Origin of the sequence: Serinicoccus profundi (genome assembly GCF_008001015.1) — a bacterium.
Taxonomy (GTDB): domain Bacteria; phylum Actinomycetota; class Actinomycetes; order Actinomycetales; family Dermatophilaceae; genus Ornithinicoccus; species Ornithinicoccus profundi.
Genome location: NZ_CP042862.1, coordinates 24,857 through 44,936, shown reverse-complemented (window position 1 = coordinate 44,936; position 20,080 = coordinate 24,857). Strand labels below are relative to the sequence as shown.

The following is a 20,080-nucleotide window of genomic DNA, read 5'->3' as shown; positions in this document are numbered from 1 at the left end:
GCGGGTGAGGTGGAGTTCGGGGGCCGGACAGGGCAGGATGGGCCCAGACCGACAACAGGAGGGACAGCACGTGTTCTTCAAGACCGATGCCGAGCGGGCCGCCGCCCAGGCCACCCGTGCCCGGCAGGACGCCACCGAGGCCGGAGCCAGCGCCGCCTCGGGCGCCCGCAACCTGGGTGCCGCATTCCTGGCCACCCTCGCCGAGGTGACCGCGCCGCAGGACGACAGGTCCGGCCGCAAGCACGCACAGAAGGCCCGCGCCAAGGCGCTCAAGGCCGCCAGCAAGGACCGCTCGTCTGCCGCCAAGGCGGCGACCAAGGCCAAGGGGGCCGCCGGCAAGGCGAGGAAGCACAGCCGATCCGCCCTCGAGAAGCAGAGCGACAAGGCCGGGGGCCGGGCCGCCGCGCTGGGCGGCATGGCCAGCGCCCGGGCCGCCCGTCTCGCCGACGACGCCCGCGCCCAGAGCGCCCCGCCGCGGAGGCCCTGCGCCACCAGCGTGACGCCCTGCGCGACCACGGGGCCCACGCCGCCGACGCGGTGCGTGAGCGTGCCCACGACGCCGGCCCGCTCGCCGAGTCGGCCGCCGCCAAGGCCGGGGCAGGCGCCGCGGCGCTCGCCGGTCTGGCCGCGGCGACGCGCGACCGCGCGGTGTCCGGGGTCGACCACGGCATCGACGCGGCCGTCCCGCGCGCCCAGGAGGGCGTCGCCGGGGTGGGTCCTGCCGTCGACCACGTGCGCGACCTCATCAACGAGGAGCTGCTGCCCAAGATCCAGCAGATGCTCGGTGACGTCCAGACCGGCAAGGACCGACTCCTCGCCCAGGACGAGGGCGTCGTGGCTGCGGTCACGGGTGCGCCCAAGGCCAAGGGTCGCAAGGGCGGGGTGCTCATCACACTCGGCCTGCTCGCCGCCGCGGGTGCCGGGCTGGCCTGGTGGCTCGCCCAGCAGCAGAGCCAGCCGGCCGCCGACCCGTGGGCCAGCAAGGACAAGCGGGACCCGTGGGCCGCGAGTACCTCGACCACCTCCACCTCCTCGGTGAGCGCCGCTCCGGCGACGACCACCGCCGCGGTGGGTGGGGTCGGGTCCACCACCACCCCCACGGAGAAGACCATGAGCAACGACGCTCAGGACACGCACGGCGAGCACGGTGAGGAGCGCGTCACCCACGACACGTCCGCCCACCAGACCTCCCCGACCGGCGAGCACGGCACCGACGTCACCCGGGACGACCGCCGCACCGCCGATCGCGAGGAGGGCGGCGCCGTGGCCCCCTCGTCGGCCGGCGACGGCTCCCCGCGGATGCTCGACACCGAGCAGATCGACGACCTCGGCACCGACACCCCGTCTCCCGTCGCGGAGCAGGGCACGGGCGAGTCGCCGACCGAGGAGATCGAGGCGGCCCGCTCCCGCGAGCACCACGCCCTCCCGCACGCGGCGGACGAGGACGGCGAGGACGACACGCCCCGGCGGGTCTGACCCCGGCTCCACCGCACCGCTCACGAGGCGTCCACCCAATGCGGGTGGGCGCCTCGGGTGCGTCCGGGGCCGGGTCGGTGAGACTCCGGTGACGACACACCGCCGACCGTCCCCGACCTGCGAGGACGTCGCACCTAGATTGGGCGGCAGCGTCCCCGATCAGGTCGATGAAGGAGGTGGCACGGCGCATGTCGCTGCCCGCCTCCCACCCGGCCCCCCGGAGCAGTTCCCCGGCCCCCGCCCCTGCACCGGGTGGTGAGCGCGCCCTGGTCGACCCCGGGTCGCCGCGCTCGCGCACCGTGGCCGCGCCGCGGCATACCTCGGCACCGGGGGACGTCCTCGGGGCCCCCAGCACCCCCCGACGCCCGCGCCGCGGCGGACGCGGACCCCGCGACGTCGACCCGCGTCCGGGTCACATCCCCGGCCTCGACGGCCTGCGCGCCCTGGCGATCCTCGCCGTCCTGACCTTCCACTTCGTCCCGACCGCGCTGCCCGGGGGGTTCCTCGGCGTCGACGTCTTCTTCGTCGTCAGCGGGTTCCTCATCACCACGCTGCTGCTGCGTGAGGTGGACGCCACCGGTCGGGTCGACCTGCCGACCTTCTGGCGCCGGCGGGCGCGACGGTTGCTGCCGCCGCTGGCCGTGGTCGTCCTGGTGAGCGTCGCGGCGGCACGCCTGGTGGGCGGCGACCTCCTCGTCGGCATCGGTCGCCAGACCCTGGGCGCCCTGACCTTCACGAGCAACTGGCTGGAGATCGCCGCCGGCGCGAGCTACTTCCACAGCACCAGCCCCATCCTCTTCGTCAACTTCTGGAGCCTCGCGGTCGAGGAGCAGTTCTACCTCCTCTGGCCGCTGGCGCTCGTCGCCCTGCTCGCCCTGGCCCCGACGACCCGCCACCGGGTCGGCGCGGTCGTGCTGCTCGGGCTCGTCTCCACGGTGCTCATGGCGACGATGTTCGCCCCGGGCGTGGATGCCACCCGCGTCTACTACGGCACCGACACCCACCTCATGGGCCTCATGGGGGGCGCCGCGCTCGCGCTCGCCTGGGCCGACCCGGTGGGTCGCGCAGGGCTGCGCACGCGCCGCTGGCGCCGGGTCCGGGGCTGGGCGTCCTCGGGGCGCTGCTCACCCTGGCCGCGCTCATGCGGTGGTTGAGCGAGGACTCCGCGCTGACCTTCCGCGGGGGCATCGCGCTGGCCTGCGCCGCGACCGTCGTCCTCATCGCCGGGCTGCTCGAGGCGCCCTCGCCGTGGCGGCGGCTCATGTCGCTGCGCCCGCTGGCCTGGCTGGGTCAGCGCTCCTACGGCATCTACCTCTGGCACTGGCCGGTGCTCGTCCTCGCCGGGGCGATCGTGCCGTATGCCGTCGGCACCGCCCGCGGCACCGCCGTCCTGCTCACCGCGCTGCTCATCACCCTGGTCCTCGCCGAGCTCTCCTGGCGGCTCCTGGAGGTGCCGGTGCGGCGCCGCGGGATCCGCGCCAGCATCCGCGACACCGTCGGCTGGTTCACCGGTGGCTGGCACCGCAGCCGGGCCCCGCGCCTCGTCGCCGCCGGCCTGGCCCTCCTGCTCGTCGCCACCGTGGTGGCGCTGGTCACCGCGCCGGAGAAGTCGGCCACGCAGCGGCAGATCGAGGAGTCCCAGACCCGGATCGACGGCGCGGCCGACGACACCACCCCCGCCGACGACGTGACCTCGGCGGGGCAGCAGGCCAGCGGGCTCGGCGCCGCACTCGGCAGCGCCCCTGCCGAGCAGGTGGCCGACCAGGGTGCGGAGGAGTCCGCCAGCGCGGAGACCGCCGACGAGGAGTCGAGCGACGGCGAGGAGACCGCCGGCGAGGCGCAGGACGACGCCGAGGAGGCGCCGGCGCCCGGGGACGTCGAGGTCAACGGCAGCACCTACGCCGAGGACGCCGACGGGCTGCTCGTGCCCTCCGGCTCCGACCTCACCGCCATCGGCGACTCGCTCATCGTCACCAGCGCCGACGGGCTGAGCTACCGCTTCCCCGACACCGCCTACGTCGCCGAGTCCAACCGGCAGTGGGGCGATGCGACGCAGCGCGTCTCCGAGGCCATCGAGGCCGGCACCGTGCGCGACAACGTCGTGCTGCACCTCGGCACCAACGCCGGGGTCGACGAGGAGGCGCTGCGCGCCGTGCTCGACGAGCTGGGCCCCGAGCGCAACGTCGTGGTCATGGACCTCTACGTCCAGGCCTCCTTCACCGAGGACTCCAACGAGACCATCCGGCAGGTCGTCGCCGACTACCCGCACGCGGTCGTGGGCGACTGGAACGCCACGGTCAGCCAGCGCCCGGAGACCCTGCAGAGCGACAAGGTGCATCCCGACATCGACGGCATGCACCTCTATGCCGAGGTCGTGGCGCGCGCCTTCGACGAGCTCGCCCGCCGCGGCTGAGTCACACTCCCCGCGGGGCGCCCGGATGTGGCAGGCTCGGGCCTGTGAACATCGTCCTCGTCGAGCCGCATTTCCCGAAGAACCAGCGTGAGTTCGCCCGGGCCCTGGCGGAGGCCGGTGCCAACGTCATCGGCATCGGGGAGACCCCGCTGGACTACCTGGACGACCAGCTGAAGTCCTGGATGGTGCACTACGAGCAGGTGGGCTCGGTCACCGACCGCCAGCAGATGACCGAGGCCGTCCGCCGGGTCCAGGGCATGGTGTGGGTGGACCGGCTGGAGTCGACCATCGAGTCCCACCAGCTGGTCGCCGCCCACGTCCGCGAGGACCTCGGCATACCCGGCACGTCGGTGCGCACCACCTGGCTGTGCCGCGACAAGCCCTCGATGAAGGAGGCCCTGCGCGGTGTCGGGGTGCCGACCGCCGCCTCGACCGGGGCCGACCACCCCGACGAGGTCTGGGACTTCGCCGCCCGCGTCGGCTACCCCCTCATCCTCAAGCCGCGCGACGCTGCCGGCGCCGCGGACACCCTGCGGGTCGACAGCGACACCGAGCTGGCTGCCGCGCTGGAGCGCATGGGGCACTACTCCTCGATCGCCGTGGAGGAGTTCATCGAGGGCCACGAGGGGTTCTACGACACCGTCTCCGTCGACGGCCGGATCGAGCTCGACTTCGCCTCGCACTACTTCCCCGGCGTCCTGGAGGCGATGCGCACCCGGTGGATCTCCCCGCAGTTCGTCGCGACGAACCGGATCGACGACGGAGGGCTCTACGACGAGATCCGGGAGATGGGCCACCGGGTCAACGAGGCCCTCGGCATCGGCACGTCCGCGACCCACATGGAGTGGTTCCACGGGCCCAAGGGACTGAAGTTCTCCGAGATCGGGTGCCGCCCGCCCGGGGTCGGCTGCTGGGACCTCTACTGCGCGGCCAACGACATGGACGTGTATGCCGCCTGGGCCCAGTCCATCGTCCACGGCGAGGTGCGCGAGCGCGCGAGCCGCAGCCACAGCGCGGGGATCATCGCCCTGCGCCCCGACCAGGACGGCGTCATCAGCGGCTACAGCGGTCTGGAGGACATCGAGAACCGCTACGGCCGGTGGATCATCGACGCCCACGTCCCCGTCGCCGGCACCGGGACCCAGCCGGTGGAGGCCGGGTTCATGGCCAACGCGTGGATCCGCCTGCGGCACCCCGACTTCGACGCGCTGCGCGACATGCTCGACGACGTCGGGCGCACGGTGCACGTCCATGCCCGCTGAGGACACCGGCCATACCGGGGATGCCCCGGGGCACCGCATCACCCTGCTCGGCCCGCAGCGCGATCCCGTGCTGGATGAGGTCATGCAGTCCCTGGGCCTGGCCGGGGCCCGGGTCGCCACCATCACCGCCGGGTGGCGCGACCGCGAGCACGACGACACCCTGCTCGTCGAGCAGCTGTCCGGGCACTGCGTCAACCTCGGGCTCTGGCAACGGATGCAGCAGATCTGGGAGCACGACCCCGAGCTGGAGCGGGCCGACCGGCACCGTCGGCAGGTCCTCACCGAGATGCAGGAGCTCTACGTCATCGGGCTGCAGCACGCGGTCGAGGCCTGCACGCGGATCCGCGCCCACGAGCCCCGCGACGAGCGGGTGCACCGGATGGCGGTCGAGGACGTCCTGGGTGTCATGCGCGGGCTGGACGAGCGGCACGTGAGCCGGGTCGCCGAGCTGCACGAGGAGTTCTACGCCACCTACGAGCCGCACCACCGTGACGCCGTCGTCCAGGGCCGGTTCGAGGTGGGCCGCCTCGTCGGGGACTGCGACGCGGTCGTCATCGCCGGTGGGCACGTCGGCGTCCTCCTCGGCACGCTGCACATGTTCAACCTCGCGCCCGCGCTGGCCCACGCCGTGCCGGACCCGGCGGACCCGCGGGGGGTCCACGCGCGGGTGGACCGCCCGGTCGTCGCCTGGGGCGCCGGAGCGATGGCCCTCACCGAGCGGGTGCTGCTCTTCTACGACGACTCGGTCGTGGCACCGGGGGTGGCCGAGGTGCTCATGGACGGGCTCGGGCTGACCCGTGGCCTCATCGCCCTGCCGTCCGCCGCCGACCGCCTCGACCTCAAGGACCACGACCGCATGCAGACCCTCACCCACCGGTGCCGCCCCCGGGTGGCGCTGCCGCTGGACCACGGCGACCGGGTCACCCTCACCGCCGACGGGCGGGTGCCCGACGGCACCCGGGTCTTCGGCCCCGACGGCACGACGATGCGGTATGCCGCGCCCACGCCGCCCGCGTCCGCCACCTCGGCCGGGCACGCCACCGGCGCCAGCGCGCTCCCGGGGGAGGAGGGAGCGTGAGCCAGCAGACGGCATACCCGCTCTCACCGCGGCACAAGGGCAAGCTGGCCATCAACCAGCTGCGCGCCCGGAGGCTGGACGAACAGGTCGTGGCGCGCTTCCTCGCCGAGCACGAGGTGCCCGTCGTCGAGGGGGCCAAGTGCACCTTCCTCTACCGCGGTGAGGCCGACGGCGTCGCGGTCCGGCACCGCATCGTCAACCAGCCCCAGCACGTGCCGATGAGGCGGTTGGACGTCGAGGGCGACCTGCCGCTGTGGTACGTCACGATCGAGCTGCCGGCCGCGTCCCGGGTGGAGTACCAGATCGAGATCCGCCACGGCGAGGCCGTGGAGACCTTCAACGACCCGCTCAACCCGCACGTCGCGCACAGCCCGGTCGGGTCCTCCAGCGTGTGCCAGGCCGCGGGCTACGAGACCCCGGACTGGGTGGTGCCGCAGGGGGACGCGCGGCCGGGCGAGCTCATCGACCTCCAGCTCCCGAGCAAGGCGCTGCGGCGCACCACGCACAACCGGGTCTACCTGCCGGCCCGCTTCCGGCGCGGCAGCCACTACCCCCTGCTCGTCGTGCACGACGGCGACGACTACCTCACCTACGCCGCCATGCGCACGGTCCTCGACAACCTCATCCACGACCTCGACCTGGCCGAGACCATCGTCGTCTTCTCCAACCCCGGTGACCGGCTGCGGGAGTACCCCAACTACGCCCCGCACGCGCGTCACCTCACGACCGAGCTGCTGCCGGCGATCGAGGAGCAGCTGCCCGTCATCCGGCGGGCGGACGCCCGGTGCCTCATGGGCGCCAGCTTCGGGGCCGTGGCCTCGCTGTCCGCCGCCGCGCGGACGCCGGGGGTGTGGGACAACCTCTTCCTGCAGTCCGGCTCCTTCGTCTTCACGGACATCGGCTCCGACCACGGTGGTGGGCCGGCGTTCGACCCCGTCGTGAAGTTCATGAACCGCTACCGCGAGCGTCCTCGGCGCATCGCTGAGCGGATGTTCATCACCTGCGGCGTCTACGAGCCGCTCATCGTGCCCAACCGCTCGATGGTGCCGGTCTTCGAGTCGACCGGATCGCGGGTGCAGTACGTCGAGTCGCGGGACGGCCACTCCTGGGAGAACTGGCGTGACCGGTTGCGCGACGGCCTGTCCTGGATCTTCCCCGGCCCGCAGAAGCTTGTCTACGAATAATCCGATATATCAACAGAAAGACGAAGGTTCGTCATGGCCGAACGGCTCACCTATCTGCTCGTCGACGGCGAGAACATCGACGCGACCCTGGGCAACTCCATCCTGGGGCGGCGCCCGCACCCGGACGAGCGTCCGCGCTGGGACCGCCTTCTGAGCTTCACCCAGGAGACGTGGAACCAGACCGCGAAGGGGCTGTTCTTCCTCAACGCCAGCAGCGGCCTGCCGATGTCCTTCGTCCAGGCGCTGCGCGCGCTGGGCTTCACCCCGGTGCCGTTGTCCGGCACGGCCGAGGAGAAGGTCGTCGACATCGCCATCCAGCGCACGCTGGAGGCGCTGCAGGAGCGCAGCGACGACGTCATGCTCGTCAGCCACGACGGTGATTTCCTCGAGACGGTGACCCCGTTGCTCGATGGCACCCGCCGGGTCGGCCTCATCGCCTTCGAGGAGTTCCGCAACTCCGGCTTCCACCAGCTGGTCCAGCGGGGCATGGAGTTCTTCGACCTCGAGCACGACACCCTGGCGTTCAACACGCCGCTGCCCCGCCTGCGGATCATCCCGATCCAGGAGTTCGACCCGGCGCAGTTCTTGCAGTAATCGCATCGCCGCAGATCACAAGGTATAGATCTGGTAAAGAGTAGTGACACGGTGTGATTGCTGGGGTTAGTGTGACGCCGTCCCCCTGAAGCATCGCACCGCGGCCGGACGTCCCTTCCGGTCAAGGAGTTCCGTCATGCCCTCGTCCCGACGCTTCGTGCTGTCCGCTCTCACCGCGATGGCGCTGGCCGTCCCGGGGATCGGCGGGCCGGGCGCCCTCGCGGTGACCGAGCCCGCTGCCGACGCCGAGCACCGCTCGGTCGCCCTGGAGCCCGTCCCCTCGGCGACCTCCGCGGACGGTCAGGACGTCCTGCGGGGCACGCTGGACATCGACGAGCGCGAGGTCACGGTCGTCGGCGTGCGGTGGTCCGGCCCGCAGGACGCCGCCGCGCGGATGAGGGTGAAGCAGGACGACACGTCGTCCTGGGGCGAGTGGACCTCCCTCGAGGACGGCCTGGCCACCGGGGAGGTCGAGGGCGAGCAGGCCACCGCCGAGGCCGACCGGGCCGCCGGCGAGTGGGCCAGCGAGCCCACCGTGCTCCTCGACGCCGACGAGGTCGAGATCGAGCTGTCCGGGTCGGCGCAGGACGCCACCATCGAGAGCTGGACGACGCAGGTCACCCAGGCGGACGCCCGGACGGTGGCCGAGCTGCCCTCGACCGAGGACAACCCCGACGGCCTCGTCATCGGCCGCCGCAAGGACTGGGCGCAGGGGATGGACCTCATCCCGAGCGCCGGGCCCATCCGCCCCAGCGCCAAGCTCGGCATCACCATCCACCACACCGCCACCGACGCCTACTACGCCGAGGAGGACGTGCCGGCGATGCTGCGCGCGGTCTACCGCTACCACGCGCATACCCTCGACTGGCGCGACGTCGGCTACAACGCGATGGTCGACCGCTACGGCCGCGTCTGGGAGGGCCGCTCCGGCGGGCTGGAGAACAACGTCCAGGGGGCCCACTCCTACGGCATGAACTACGACTGGTTCGGGCTGAGCTCGCTCGGCAACCACGAGATCAGCCCCGTGCCGCAGGCCGAGCTCCAGGCGCTGGCCCGCACCTCCGGCTGGGTGCTCAACCTGCACGGCGTGGACGTCAACGCCAAGCGGACCTACAGCAACCCCTACCTCGGCTGGACCCGCACCCTGTCGACCCTGCACGGGCACCGCGACGTCTACGCGACCAGCTGCCCGGGCTGGCAGCTCTACCAGATGTTCGGCGCCCTGCGGATCATGGTCGCCGCGGAGCAGCAGCTGCAGCGCACCGCGGTGCAGCGCATCGGCGGCGAGACCCGCTACGACGTCGCCGCCGGCCTGGCGCACGAGGGTGCCCCCTACGGCGTCGACACCGCCTACGTCACCCAGGGTGGGGAGATTGCGGACGCCCTCGGCGTCGGCCCGGTCGCCAGCAAGGGCAACGCCGCCGTCCTGCTCACCCGGCCCGACGAGGTGCCCCCGTCGACCTTCGAGGTGCTCGAGGACATGGGCGGCCTCGAGGTGGTCCTCGTCGGCGGCACGCAGGCAGTCTCCCCGGAGATCGGTCGCGCCTTCGAGCAGCGGGGGTATGCCGTGCGCCGCGTCTCCGGCGTCAACCGCTACGACACCGCGGTGCAGCTGAGCTATGAGCAGGAGTGGGAGAGCGACACCGTCTACCTCGCCAGCGGCATGAACCTCACCGACGCCCTCGGGGGTGGCGCCGCCGCCGCCCACGTCGAGGCGCCGATGCTGCTCACCCGGGCCCGTGAGCTGCCTGCCGTCACCGCGGCCCGGCTGGCCGAGCTCTCCCCGAGCCGGGTCGTCGTCCTCGGTGGGTCGGGAGCCGTCTCCGACACGGTGCTGCAGCAGACTCAGCTGCTGCTGCCCGGCGCGAGCATCGAGCGGATCGGTGGCAGCAACCGCTACCAGACCAGCGCCCTCATCGCGCTGGACGCCTTCGAAGAGTCGACCACGGCCGTGCTCGCCGCCGGGACCGCCCCGGTCGACGCCATGGCCGGCACCCAGCTGGCCGCCGACCGGTCGGCCCCCCTGCTCCTCGTACGCAAGGGCTGCCGCACCGGGTCGGTCGACGACGTCTACGACGCCCTCGACATCCGCCTCTCGCGCCTGGCCGGCGGCTCGGGCGTCCTCTCCTGGGACGCCGGCTCCACCACCTGCTGACGGCCCACCCCTCCCACCGAGCGCCGCAGATGGTCGCCCCACGCCCAACCGAGCGCCGCACATGGTTGCTGGCGGAGCAGGCACCATAGGGGAGTGAACGTCAGGCACCTGCTCCGGACCAGCCCGGCGACCCGGGCAGGACTGTCGATCGCGGTGGCCACGGGCGCCTACGGCGTCTCCTTCGGTGCTCTCGGCGCGGCCAGCGGCCTCGGCCTCCTGGAGGTCTGCGCCCTGTCGCTGCTGACCTTCTCCGGCGGGTCGCAGTTCGCCTTCATCGGCGTGCTGGCCGGAGGCGGCACGCCCGCGGCCGCCGCCGGTGCCTCGACGCTGCTCGGGCTGCGCAACGGCGTCTACGGTATGCAGATCAACGCGTTGCTGCGCCCGCGCGGCTGGCGCCGGCTGGCCGCCGCGCAGGTCACGATCGATGAGTCCACGGCGACCGCGGTGGCCCAGCAGGACCGGGCCGAGCAGGCGCGCGGCTTCTGGACCGCCGGGGTCGGCGTCTTCGTCCTGTGGAATCTCATGACCCTCGTCGGCGCGCTGGCCGGCGACGCGCTGGGCGACCCGAGGCAGTGGGGTCTCGACGGGGCCGCGGTGGCCGCCTTCGTGGGGCTGCTCTGGCCCCGGTTGCGGGGACGCGAGCCCTGGGCGATCGCGACGATCTGTGCGGCGGTGACCGTGCTGTGCATACCTCTCCTGCCACCGGGGGTGCCGATCCTCGTCGCCGCCGCCGTCGCCGCGACGATCGGGTGGCGGGGGCGCAACTACGACCGTCGGCCCGAGCCCGTGGAGGTGGCCCGATGACGGTGTGGCTGTGGATCCTCGGGGCCGGTGCCTTGGCCTACCTCACCAAGCTCAGCGGCTTCCTCGTGCCGCAGCGGGTGCTGGAGTCGCCGGCGATCATCCGAGTCTCGGCCTGCATGACGATCGGGCTGCTGGCCTCCCTCGTGACGATGAATGCCGTCGCCGCAGGTCAGGCGCTCGCGCTCGACGCGAGACTACTGGCGCTCGGGGCGGCGGTGGTCGCACTCCTGCTGCGCGCACCCTTCCTGCTCGTCGTCGTCGTCGGCGCCGCCGCCGCGGCGCTGGGTCGGCTCGCCGGCCTGCCCTGACCAGGACGGTGCGGTTGCGGCACAGGCGGGAGCCCGCGCCGCAACCCCACCCGCGTGTCGGCCCGTCAGCTCGTGGGCTGCACGCTGCGCACGCTGAGCAGGTCACCGACCTGGCACTGCAGGACCTCGCAGATCGCCGTGAGCGTCGAGAAGCGGATCGCCCGCGCGCGGTCGTTCTTGAGGACCGAGATGTTCACCGGCGTGACGCCGACCGCCTCTGCCAAGGCGGCCACCGTCATACCCCGGTCGGCGAGCAGGTCGTCGAGGTGGCAGACCACCTCGTGCCCCTCCTCCGGTGGCATCAGATGAGCCCGTCGACATCGGCGCGGAGGCGGGCTCCGGAGGCGAAGGCCTGAGCGGTCGCCGCGACGAGGAGCCCGGCGACGACCCATCCCGGCTCGATGGTGAAGCCCAGACCGCCATCACCCGCACCCGCGAGGATCGCCGAGCGGGCCACCGCTTCCAGGACCGACACCAGGAGCGGCGTGACCAGCAGGAGCACCGCGATGGTGCGCAGCCGGGTGACGTTGGCGCGGGTGAACGGCTCACCCTGCCCGAGGTCACGCAGAAGCTTGGTGAGGAGCACCCCACCCCAGATCGTCGCCGCGACGCCGGCGAGGACGCCCGCCATGAGGAGGGCGAAGTCTCCGGCCGACACGGAGTCGACGAGCACCTGGGCCTCGGCCACGCCGATGACCCGCCCCACACCCGCAGCGCCGTCCTCCACGTCGACGGGCACGCCCAGGAGGGTCACTCGCCGTCGCAGGATCCAGTCGAGGCTGATGAACACCGCATACCCCGCCGACAGCCCGATCACCAGCCACAGCAGGACGGTCGTCGCGATGTGGTCGGCGCGGTCAAAGCGCGCCCAGTCCCTCCCCGGCGCCTTCCCCGCGCGTTGCCCACCCTCCCGCTGGCCCTTGTTGGTCGCCTTCATGCCTGTCCCCTTCCGCCGTGGTCACGCCCGGTATGCCCCCTGCTAGGGCCCCTTGTGACATATCGTTTCTCGATACTATCGTCAAACGATAGCTTCTGTCATCTCCACCCCGCGGCGCGACCGCGTCGAGGTGAGACAGGAGCTGCCAGGGCACGGAGATCCGGGCGACTGGCGGCCCGACCTCCTGAGTCAGGGTGCCCCGCCTGGTTAGGGTGATGGTGACCGCCCGACGTCGTGCAGGCTGACTGACGGTCGCCCCGGGGGGCTCACGTCCGCGATGGGTCCCAGCGCACCTACCTCGCCGCACCACCCACCGTCCTGAGGAGTCCCATGGATCTCGCCGGCCCCGTCCTGATCGTCGCCCTCGTCGTGGTCGTCCTGGCCATCCTGGCGGTGGTCGGGTTCGCCTACGCCAAGGTGCGCTTCAAGATCGCCACGCCTGACGAGGCCCTCATCATCACCGGCCGCAAGAGCGGCACCCCGGTCATCAACCCCGAGACGGGTGACGAGACGACGGACCTGTCGGGGCAACGGGTCGTCATCGGTGGCGGCACGTTCGTCAAGCCGATCTTCGAGCAGGTGGCCCGGCTGTCCCTCGCCGCCCAGAGCTTCCCGGTGACGGCCGAGGACGCCACCACCAAGAGCGGTGTCGGCGTGACGCTGCGCAGCATCGCGGTCGTCAAGGTCGGCGGCACGGAGCGGATGGTGCGCGCCGCGGCCCAGCGGTTCGCGGGGCGCAGCCAGGAGCAGGTCATCGAGCAGCAGACCAGCGAGGTCCTCGTCGGTGTGCTGCGCACGATCGCCGGCACGCTGACGGTCGAGTCGATCCTCTACGAACGCCAGGACTTCTCCAAGGAGGTCAAGGACATCGCGGTGCCGATGCTGGCCGAGCGTGGGTTGATCCTCGAGAACTTCGAGATCCAGACCGTCGAGGACTCCGGCGAGTACATCCGCAACCTGGGTCGTCCGCGCGCCGCCGCGGTCGCCCGCGACGCGCAGATCGCCGAGGCGCAGGCGCAGCAGGAGAGCACCGAGCGCTCCAACGAGGCAGCCGTCCAGATCGCGGAGTCCAACAAGGCGCTCGCGCTGCGCAACGCCCAGATCGCCCGGGAGACCGCCACCGCGCAGGCCGAGGCCGAGGCGGCGAAGGAGCGCGCCGAGGCCGAGGCGCAGCAGTCGGTGCTCGTCGAGCAGGAGCAGGTCGCCCAGCGTCGGGCGGCGCTGCGTGAGCAGGAGCTCCAGACCGAGGTGCGCAAGCCCGCCGAGGCGCGGAAGTATGAGGCGGCCCAGGAGGCGGACGCCCGCAAGTATGCGTCGGAGCAGGAGGCCGAGGCCGCCAAGACGACCGCGATCCGCAAGGCGGAGGCGGAGGCGCAGCGCACGACCGCCCAGGCCGACGCGGAGGCTGCCGCCCTGCGGGCGCGGGCCGAGGCCGCGCTGGTCGAGCAGCAGCGCAACGCCGAGGGTGCCCTCGCCAGGGCTCGAGCCGAGGCCGACGGCGTGCAGGCGCGCGGTGAGGCCGAGGCGGCCGCCGAGCGGGCCAAGGGTGAGGCGCGTGGTGCGGCCATCAAGGCGGAGGCGGACGCCTACCAGACCTTCCCCGAGTCGGCCCGCCTGCAGATGGTGCTCGACGCGCTGCCCAAGATGGCCCAGCCCTACGCCGACGCGCTCGCCAGCATCGACGACATCACCGTCATCGACCGCGACGGTGCATCCCGGCTCTCCGGCCAGGTCTCGACCGGGGTGCAGGAGCTCGCTCAGCAGCTCAAGGCTCAGACCGGGATCGACCTGCTTCAGTTGCTGGGGAGCGATCGTGCGGCAGACGACCGCCGAGCGGACACGGTCACGCCCGCAGAGGGCACCGTCGACGGCTAACCGAACCGGGCCGGCCTCGGGTCACTCCAGTACCAACCCCAGCGTGGTCACGACTCGGTCGCGGCCGTCACGGACGCACCTTCAGGCGACCTCTCCTACCCGAGCCCAGACCGGAGTCTCGCGTCCCCACCCCGGAGGGCTGAGCCGGCCCTCTGGCCTCGGTGACTCACGGGGCGTTCGCACCTGCGGCGATGCTCCGATCTGGCTAGGGTGAAAAGACGGTGCCGGTACTATCGTCGCCGCAGTCGGCGATCAGGTGCCGAGGCTGGTGCCTGATCCCGGTCATTCCATTCTGAGGAGGAAGCATGGCGGATCCACAGGACGAGCAGAGTCAGCAGGAGGGCCCCGCAGACGGTGGTGCTGCAGGCACCCCGGGCGTCAGCGACGGCGGAGCCGATGGCGGCGCCGACTCCGGAGCTGAAGGCCCCGCGGACGGCGGCGCAGTCGGCACCCCAGGCGTCAGCGACGGCGGAGCCGATGGCGGAGCTGAAGGCCCCGCGGACGGCGGCGCAGTCGGCACCCCAGGCGTCAGCGACGGCGGAGCCGATGGCGGAGCTGAAGGCCCCGCGGACGGCGGCGCAGTCGGCAACCCCGGCGTCAGCGACGGCGGCGCCGATGGCGGAGCTGAAGGCCCCGCGGACGGCGGCGCAGTCGGCAACCCCGGCGTCAGCGACGGCGGCGCCGACTCCGGAGCCGAGGAGCAGGGCGCCTGAGTGAGCCCCACCTCCATGCCCTCTCAGGACCCCGGCGAGCAGGACGGCGCCGGGGTCCTGGACGGGCGCCTCGTCGGCATCGGGCGTGAGGAGTTCGCCCGTGACGTCTGGGGACGCACCGCGCTGCTGACGCAGGGCGCCAGCGACTTCTCCGACCTGTTCTCCGCGGACGCCGTCGACGAGCTGATCTCGCGCCGCGGACTGCGCACGCCGTTCCTGCGCGTCGCCAAGGAAGGCACCACGGCCGCCGACTCGACCTTCACCTCGCCGGCCGGTGTGGGCGCCACCATCTCGGACCAGCTCGACGACACCGCCCTGTGGCGCGCGTTCGCCGACGGCGCCACCCTGGTCCTGCAGGCTCTGCACCGCACCTGGGAGCCGGTCGCGGAGTTCAGCAGCCGGTTGAGCGACGAGCTCGGCCACCCGGTGCAGGCCAACGCCTACATCACCCCGCCCCAGAACCGTGGGTTCGACGACCACTACGACGTCCACGACGTCTTCGTCCTGCAGATCGCCGGGACCAAACGCTGGATCATCCACGAGCCCGTCCACCAGGACCCCCTGCGTGATCAGCCGTGGACCGACCGCAGGTCCGCCGTCTCCGAGGCCGCGGCGCGCGACGCCTACCTCGACGTCGTGCTCGAACCCGGTGATGCCCTCTATCTGCCCCGCGGCTGGCTGCACGCCGCCCAGGCGCAGGGGGCGGTCTCCATCCATCTCACGCTCGGCGTCCACACCTGGACCCGCCACGGCCTGGCCGAGCAGCTCGCCGAGGCCGCGCTGCGGCTGTTGCGGGACGACCCGAGCATGCGCTCGACGCTGCCCTTGGGCGTCGACGGCCCGAGCGGCGAGATGGGCCTCATCCGTGAGCGTCTCACCGCCGCTATCGCCGAGGCCGATCCCACCCCCTTGTTCCACCGGACCCGGCGAGGGCAGGGACGTCCGTCGCCGCTCGGGCCGCTGGCCCAGCTCGCGGCCGTCGACGCACTGAGCCCAGAGACCTCCGTGCGCCTTCGCGGTGCTCTGGAGGCACGGCTCGACGGCTCGCGCCTCTTCACGCGTGTGGGCTGGCTCGACTTCGCGCCGGCCGACCTGCCCGCTGTCACGCGTCTGCTCGACGGCGCGGTGCATACCGCGGACGACCTCGGGGTCGAGCTGACCGAGCGACTGCTGCGCGCCGGTGTCATCCTGCCTGCCGAGCAGTGACGCGGCAGCAGTGAGCGGCCCGGACCGCTTCTTCTGCGCGGACAGCGCCCGGTTGCGCGGTGATCCGATGGCCGGGACGGCGCCGCGCGGCTTCGTGTGGGTCCTCATCGAGTACCACGGCGGGTGGCCGATCAACGGGTTCGAGGGCCTTGACCTCGAACCGAAGACCAAATCGTTGGTGTTCTCCGCGGCGCAGGCGGTTCGGGCGCGCATCCTCCTGGTCCGGCGCCACGGACGCCGCGCCCACGATGTCCCCACGCGGTGGGCTGTCCTACGCCACAGTGACGCCGGGGCCGGCCGGCAGACCTGGGGAACATGGAGCCATCACGAGGATCTGGCGCAGATCGCCACTGCATTGGACGTCCCCGGGGAGCTCGGCCATCCACCGGTCATCCTGGTCTGCGCGCACGGACAGCACGACACCTGCTGCGCGGTGCGCGGACGACCGGTTGCGGCCGCGCTCAGTCAGCGGTGGCCCGAGCTGGTCTGGGAGTGCACGCACGTCGGCGGTGACAGGTTCGCCGCGAACGTCTTTGTCGCCCCCGACGGGGTCTACTACGGAGGACTCGATGCCGAGTCCGCCGTGAGCACAGTGGAGGCGCACCTGGCCGACCGGGTCGAGGCCGAGCATCTGCGTGGGTACACTGACCTCTTCCCGCCACAGCAGGCCGCCCTCGCGGCCGTGCTCCATCGCTTCGGCCCGGCCGGCCGCAACGACTATGCCGTCGCTGACACCGCACGCGACGGGGACCGTTGGCGCATCTCGTTCACCGGCAGCCCACCTCACCCGGACCGTGTCCAGGTCGAGCTTCGGGCCCACCGGGCCCCTCCGTGCCAGCTGACGTGCCGCGGGCCGGCGACGAACTCGGCCGTCGTCTACGACGCCACGTCGGTCAGTAGCGTGCCCCGACAGGGTGGCGGGACGGCAAACTCGGGCTGTGGTGTCGGCGCTGTGCGGTAGATCTACCTGCGGTGAAGCCAAGGGGCCTCGATCTCTAGACCCGTGCTTGCAACGTCCACTGATTGGGTATGCGAGGATGCATCCTTGCAGGTCAAGAAGTTGCAGAGCAGACCGGATCGCGCCGACTGCGTCCCCCCCTGCAGCACTCTTCTGGGAAATTTCTCCGCGCGCCTAGGCCTGCTACTGTCGAACATTTGTATGATTTTAAGGTGCTGCGGACCTTTATCCACACGGATGCCTCGGAGGCACGTGGTATCCACAGGTACGAGCCTCGCCCTCGAGAAGCGATCAACTTCGCAGGACAGTCGGCGGACGCACCATTGACCACCCTGGGTGCGGCGAACTAGGAAGGTGTGCCGATGAACGATGCGCTCCCGCTGGACTTCGGCCGCCCGGCGCGTGGACTTGACTCAGCTGATCCGTCAGCTAAGCTGGGGGGCGTGGCCGTCTCGACAGCGTTCCGGTATGTGGACCTCTTCGCCGGGATCGGCGGGTTCCATGCCATGCTCGACCACGCCGGCGGCCACTGCGTCTACGTCTCGGAGATCGACCGCGAGGCGCGTGAGACCTACGTGCGCAACTGGGTGGACCCCTTACCCGCCAGCCAGCGTCCCGTGATCAACACTGACATCAACCTGGCGACACCCGAGGCCGGGGCGGTGGACGTGCCTGAGCACGACGTCCTCGCGGCCGGATTCCCCTGCCAGCCGTTCTCCAAGTCGGGCTACCAGCGGGGGATGGACGAGGCCCGCGGCACCCTCTTCTGGAACATCGCCCGCATCCTCGAGGAGCGCAAGCCACGAGTCGTCCTGCTCGAGAACGTGCGAAACATCGCCGGACCACGACACCGGCACGAGTGGGAAGTCATCATCCAGACGCTTCGCGAGATCGGCTACCGGGTCTCGGCCACACCCTCGGTCTTTTCGCCTCACTTGTTGCCACCCTCTCGCGGGGGCACACCACAGGTGCGCGACCGCGTCTTCATCCTGGGCACCTACGTCGGCCCTGAGCGAGCCCTGGCTGAGACAGACGTACCACCCACCGTGGTTCGGGGCCCTGTAGACGGTTGGAACGTCCATGAGTGGGACGTCGACTGGATCCTCGACGACGACTCCTCCATCCCCGACCGCGACAGGTACGCACTGACCGCAGACCAGACTGCTTGGATCGATGCCTGGGACGAGCTGGTACAGCGCATGTGGGCTGCCCGCGGCGTGCGTCTCCCAGGCTTTCCCCTCTGGGCCGACGCCTGGGTACCGGAACGCTCCTGGGATCCCATCGTCCTCGAGGCACTGCCCCGCTGGAAGTCCGACATCCTCATCAAGAACGCACGCTTCTACGACGAGCACCGCGACATCATCCACGATTGGAGGAAGGCGAACCTGCACTTCTCGTCGTTCCCGGAGTCGCGCCGCAAGTTGGAGTGGCAGGCCCAGGGCACCCGGTCCCTATGGCACACCGTCATGCACTTCCGGCCATCTGGCATCCGCGCCAAGGCGCCGACCTACCTGCCCGCTCTCGTCGCGATCACCCAGACGTCCGTGATTGGCAGCAGGCGCCGCCGCATCACCCCGCACGAAGCCGCGCGCCTGCAGGGCCTGCCCCGCTCCTTCTCCTTCAAGGGACAGCGCGACCAAGCCTCATACAAGCAGGTCGGCAATGGTGTAGCCGTAGGCGCCGCCTGGCACGTCTTCCGCGCCCACGTGGAACGGGACGCATCTGAATTGCCCCCTCGCCTAGTGAACTCAGTGCTCCATGCGGCCCTCAACCCGACCGTAGATGCCTTGAGCGAGTCTGCAATGGCACTAGCCAGCGCAAGCGCACCTTCGCCCTGGGCAGTTACAGCAGCCAGTTGATGTGGGCCCGCGGTCGGGGCCTCGATCTGCAGGCAAGCATCCCACCCCGCTGACGTCCTTCGCGGGGCAACTCACGCGCGCCTTGACTCCTCAAGTCTGTAGTTCGGTTGGTCGACGTCGGCCGTCCACGGGCGCCCTCAACGCGGCCCGTCAAGCACTGGTTAGCCTTTGGTCATGGTCACCAACAGCGGCTCACCCGAATTCGACGCTCTGCGCCAAGCGTTCGTCAACGATCCGATGCTTAGGACTGAACTTGAGTGGGCATACGGGCTGGCTGTGGAAAACTACAACCCGTCAGACCGTGGGCTTCGATTCATAACCGGCGGAATCGGCGAGTGGATCATTACCCTCGCCGCGTATCGGGCTAACCTGGTGACACTCCCCGACGGCCACAACGCTGACGGCCACGACACCGCGAGCGTTCTCAGCGATACGAAAGGCCTCTGGTCAGTCAAGACATCGTACTCAAGGATCGGCAAATTCACCATCACCAATGGTCAAGGTGGGCCAGGTGCCGGCCTAGTGACGCCGACAGTATTTCTCTCTCCCAACCTGCCCGGAATCACCTACATTCATCCTGAGCACCACCGCGAGGTCCGCGACCTAGTTGAGTGGCGTAAAGACTCGACAGCATTAGCAAAATCTGTGGTTGCGGCCTTCGCTTCCCAACATCCCGAGTGCCTCATTCCGTTCGCCATGCCGGATAACCCGGGAGCCGCAGTCAAGGACCCCAGCCTGGAGGCTGTGCGCATCATCGTGGATAACTCCAACTTCCCGAGGCTTCGCGCGATGTTTACCGACGTGGCAGCAGCAGCATCTGAGGACAAGTCGGTCGTCGCGGAGATCCAGAAGGCCAAGAAGCTCCGCGAGGACGGTGTGATCACCAAAGAACAGTTCGAGGCACTCGTCAACAAGTTAACGGGGCTCGGCTCCTAGGCAGGTGCATGGTTGACTGGGACACAGGCATGTCTACACTCGGGAACGTGCATCTCTGGTGCATTGTCACGATGTGGTGACACAGCACATCCAGGCCATAGCAAGCCAGAGCGTAGGACGGCCTACGCGTACATGCGGCCAGAAGGGGGCAACACCCTTGGAACGTCCTGGTTGCAAAGGTAGCTGGTTCGATTGCCACTGCGTCGGCAAGTGGAGTGACTCAAGGGCTTCGCTTGCAGCTGAACGTGCTGGGAAGCCCTGACGACGGCCACACCGGGTTGGCTGCCTCCCGGCATGAGACGAGCAGTTCGAACAGGCACGT

General features: G+C 71.0%; 18 protein-coding genes. 16 read left to right on the top strand and 2 right to left on the bottom strand.

Going from position 1 to position 20,080, the window contains the following annotated elements; genetic code table 11:
* Nucleotides 1–537: 537 nt before the first annotated feature.
* The 10 genes from FA582_RS00170 (at nucleotide 538) to FA582_RS00125 (ending at nucleotide 11,274) form a co-directional block, all read left to right on the top strand.
* Nucleotides 538–1,476: a hypothetical protein gene (locus FA582_RS00170; protein WP_147899697.1), complete on the top strand. Its 939-nt coding sequence runs from the start codon at nucleotides 538–540 to the stop codon at nucleotides 1,474–1,476.
* A gap of 167 nt (nucleotides 1,477–1,643) precedes the next feature.
* Entirely contained in the window at nucleotides 1,644–2,630 is a 987-nt protein-coding gene (locus FA582_RS17340; RefSeq protein ID WP_275100831.1) for an acyltransferase family protein, read from the top strand.
* A complete protein-coding gene (locus tag FA582_RS17335; RefSeq protein WP_147899696.1) occupies nucleotides 2,618–3,889 on the top strand; it encodes an acyltransferase family protein in 1,272 nt (423 codons plus the stop codon). Before FA582_RS17340 ends, FA582_RS17335 begins: the two co-directional genes overlap by 13 nt.
* A 44-nt stretch (nucleotides 3,890–3,933) precedes the next feature.
* Complete coding sequence (locus FA582_RS00155) at nucleotides 3,934–5,151, top strand: ATP-grasp domain-containing protein (protein ID WP_010147363.1); 1,218 nt, start codon at nucleotides 3,934–3,936, stop codon at nucleotides 5,149–5,151.
* Nucleotides 5,141–6,229, top strand: a complete 1,089-nt coding sequence (locus FA582_RS00150; RefSeq protein WP_010147364.1) for a type 1 glutamine amidotransferase family protein — start codon at nucleotides 5,141–5,143, stop codon at nucleotides 6,227–6,229. Before FA582_RS00155 ends, FA582_RS00150 begins: the two co-directional genes overlap by 11 nt.
* The gene (locus FA582_RS00145; protein WP_010147365.1) at nucleotides 6,226–7,413 is read left to right on the top strand and encodes an alpha/beta hydrolase-fold protein; all 1,188 of its coding nucleotides are present in this window, start codon (nucleotides 6,226–6,228) and stop codon (nucleotides 7,411–7,413) included. The genes FA582_RS00150 and FA582_RS00145 overlap by 4 nt, the downstream gene beginning before the upstream one ends.
* A gap of 33 nt (nucleotides 7,414–7,446) precedes the next feature.
* Complete coding sequence (locus FA582_RS00140) at nucleotides 7,447–8,007, top strand: NYN domain-containing protein (RefSeq protein WP_010147366.1); 561 nt, start codon at nucleotides 7,447–7,449, stop codon at nucleotides 8,005–8,007.
* A gap of 136 nt (nucleotides 8,008–8,143) precedes the next feature.
* Nucleotides 8,144–10,162, top strand: a complete 2,019-nt coding sequence (locus FA582_RS00135; RefSeq protein ID WP_010147367.1) for a cell wall-binding repeat-containing protein — start codon at nucleotides 8,144–8,146, stop codon at nucleotides 10,160–10,162.
* 93 nt (nucleotides 10,163–10,255) lie between these two features.
* A complete protein-coding gene (locus tag FA582_RS00130; protein ID WP_010147368.1) occupies nucleotides 10,256–10,966 on the top strand; it encodes an AzlC family ABC transporter permease in 711 nt (236 codons plus the stop codon).
* Complete coding sequence (locus FA582_RS00125) at nucleotides 10,963–11,274, top strand: AzlD domain-containing protein (protein WP_010147370.1); 312 nt, start codon at nucleotides 10,963–10,965, stop codon at nucleotides 11,272–11,274. The genes FA582_RS00130 and FA582_RS00125 overlap by 4 nt, the downstream gene beginning before the upstream one ends.
* Nucleotides 11,275–11,339: 65 nt before the next feature.
* On the opposite strand, the gene FA582_RS00120 is transcribed toward FA582_RS00125, so the two are convergent.
* Both FA582_RS00120 and FA582_RS00115 read right to left on the bottom strand, forming a co-directional pair.
* Nucleotides 11,340–11,576: a helix-turn-helix domain-containing protein gene (locus tag FA582_RS00120; RefSeq protein ID WP_010147371.1), complete on the bottom strand. Its 237-nt coding sequence runs from the start codon at nucleotides 11,574–11,576 to the stop codon at nucleotides 11,340–11,342.
* Entirely contained in the window at nucleotides 11,576–12,211 is a 636-nt protein-coding gene (locus FA582_RS00115) for a DUF2975 domain-containing protein (protein WP_010147372.1), read from the bottom strand. Before FA582_RS00115 ends, FA582_RS00120 begins: the two co-directional genes overlap by 1 nt.
* A 330-nt stretch (nucleotides 12,212–12,541) precedes the next feature.
* On the opposite strand from FA582_RS00115, the gene FA582_RS00110 reads away from it, so the two are divergent.
* The 6 genes from FA582_RS00110 to FA582_RS00085 all read left to right on the top strand — a co-directional run bounded on the left by FA582_RS00110 (nucleotide 12,542) and on the right by FA582_RS00085 (nucleotide 19,758).
* Nucleotides 12,542–14,086 (top strand): SPFH domain-containing protein, encoded by a 1,545-nt coding sequence (locus FA582_RS00110; protein WP_010147373.1) that lies wholly within the window; start codon nucleotides 12,542–12,544, stop codon nucleotides 14,084–14,086.
* 305 nt (nucleotides 14,087–14,391) lie between these two features.
* Complete coding sequence (locus FA582_RS00105) at nucleotides 14,392–14,799, top strand: BatC protein (protein ID WP_147899695.1); 408 nt, start codon at nucleotides 14,392–14,394, stop codon at nucleotides 14,797–14,799.
* A gap of 15 nt (nucleotides 14,800–14,814) precedes the next feature.
* A complete protein-coding gene (locus FA582_RS00100) occupies nucleotides 14,815–16,005 on the top strand; it encodes a cupin domain-containing protein (RefSeq protein ID WP_033229542.1) in 1,191 nt (396 codons plus the stop codon).
* Nucleotides 16,006–16,072: 67 nt separating this feature from the next.
* Nucleotides 16,073–16,966, top strand: coding sequence for a sucrase ferredoxin (locus tag FA582_RS00095; RefSeq protein ID WP_202798119.1), 894 nt, complete (start codon nucleotides 16,073–16,075; stop codon nucleotides 16,964–16,966).
* Between the two features lie 359 nt (nucleotides 16,967–17,325).
* Nucleotides 17,326–18,822: a DNA cytosine methyltransferase gene (locus FA582_RS00090; RefSeq protein WP_081480653.1), complete on the top strand. Its 1,497-nt coding sequence runs from the start codon at nucleotides 17,326–17,328 to the stop codon at nucleotides 18,820–18,822.
* Nucleotides 18,823–18,996: 174 nt separating this feature from the next.
* Nucleotides 18,997–19,758 (top strand): SHOCT domain-containing protein, encoded by a 762-nt coding sequence (locus tag FA582_RS00085; protein ID WP_141567780.1) that lies wholly within the window; start codon nucleotides 18,997–18,999, stop codon nucleotides 19,756–19,758.
* The last annotated feature ends 322 nt before the right edge of the window (nucleotides 19,759–20,080 follow it).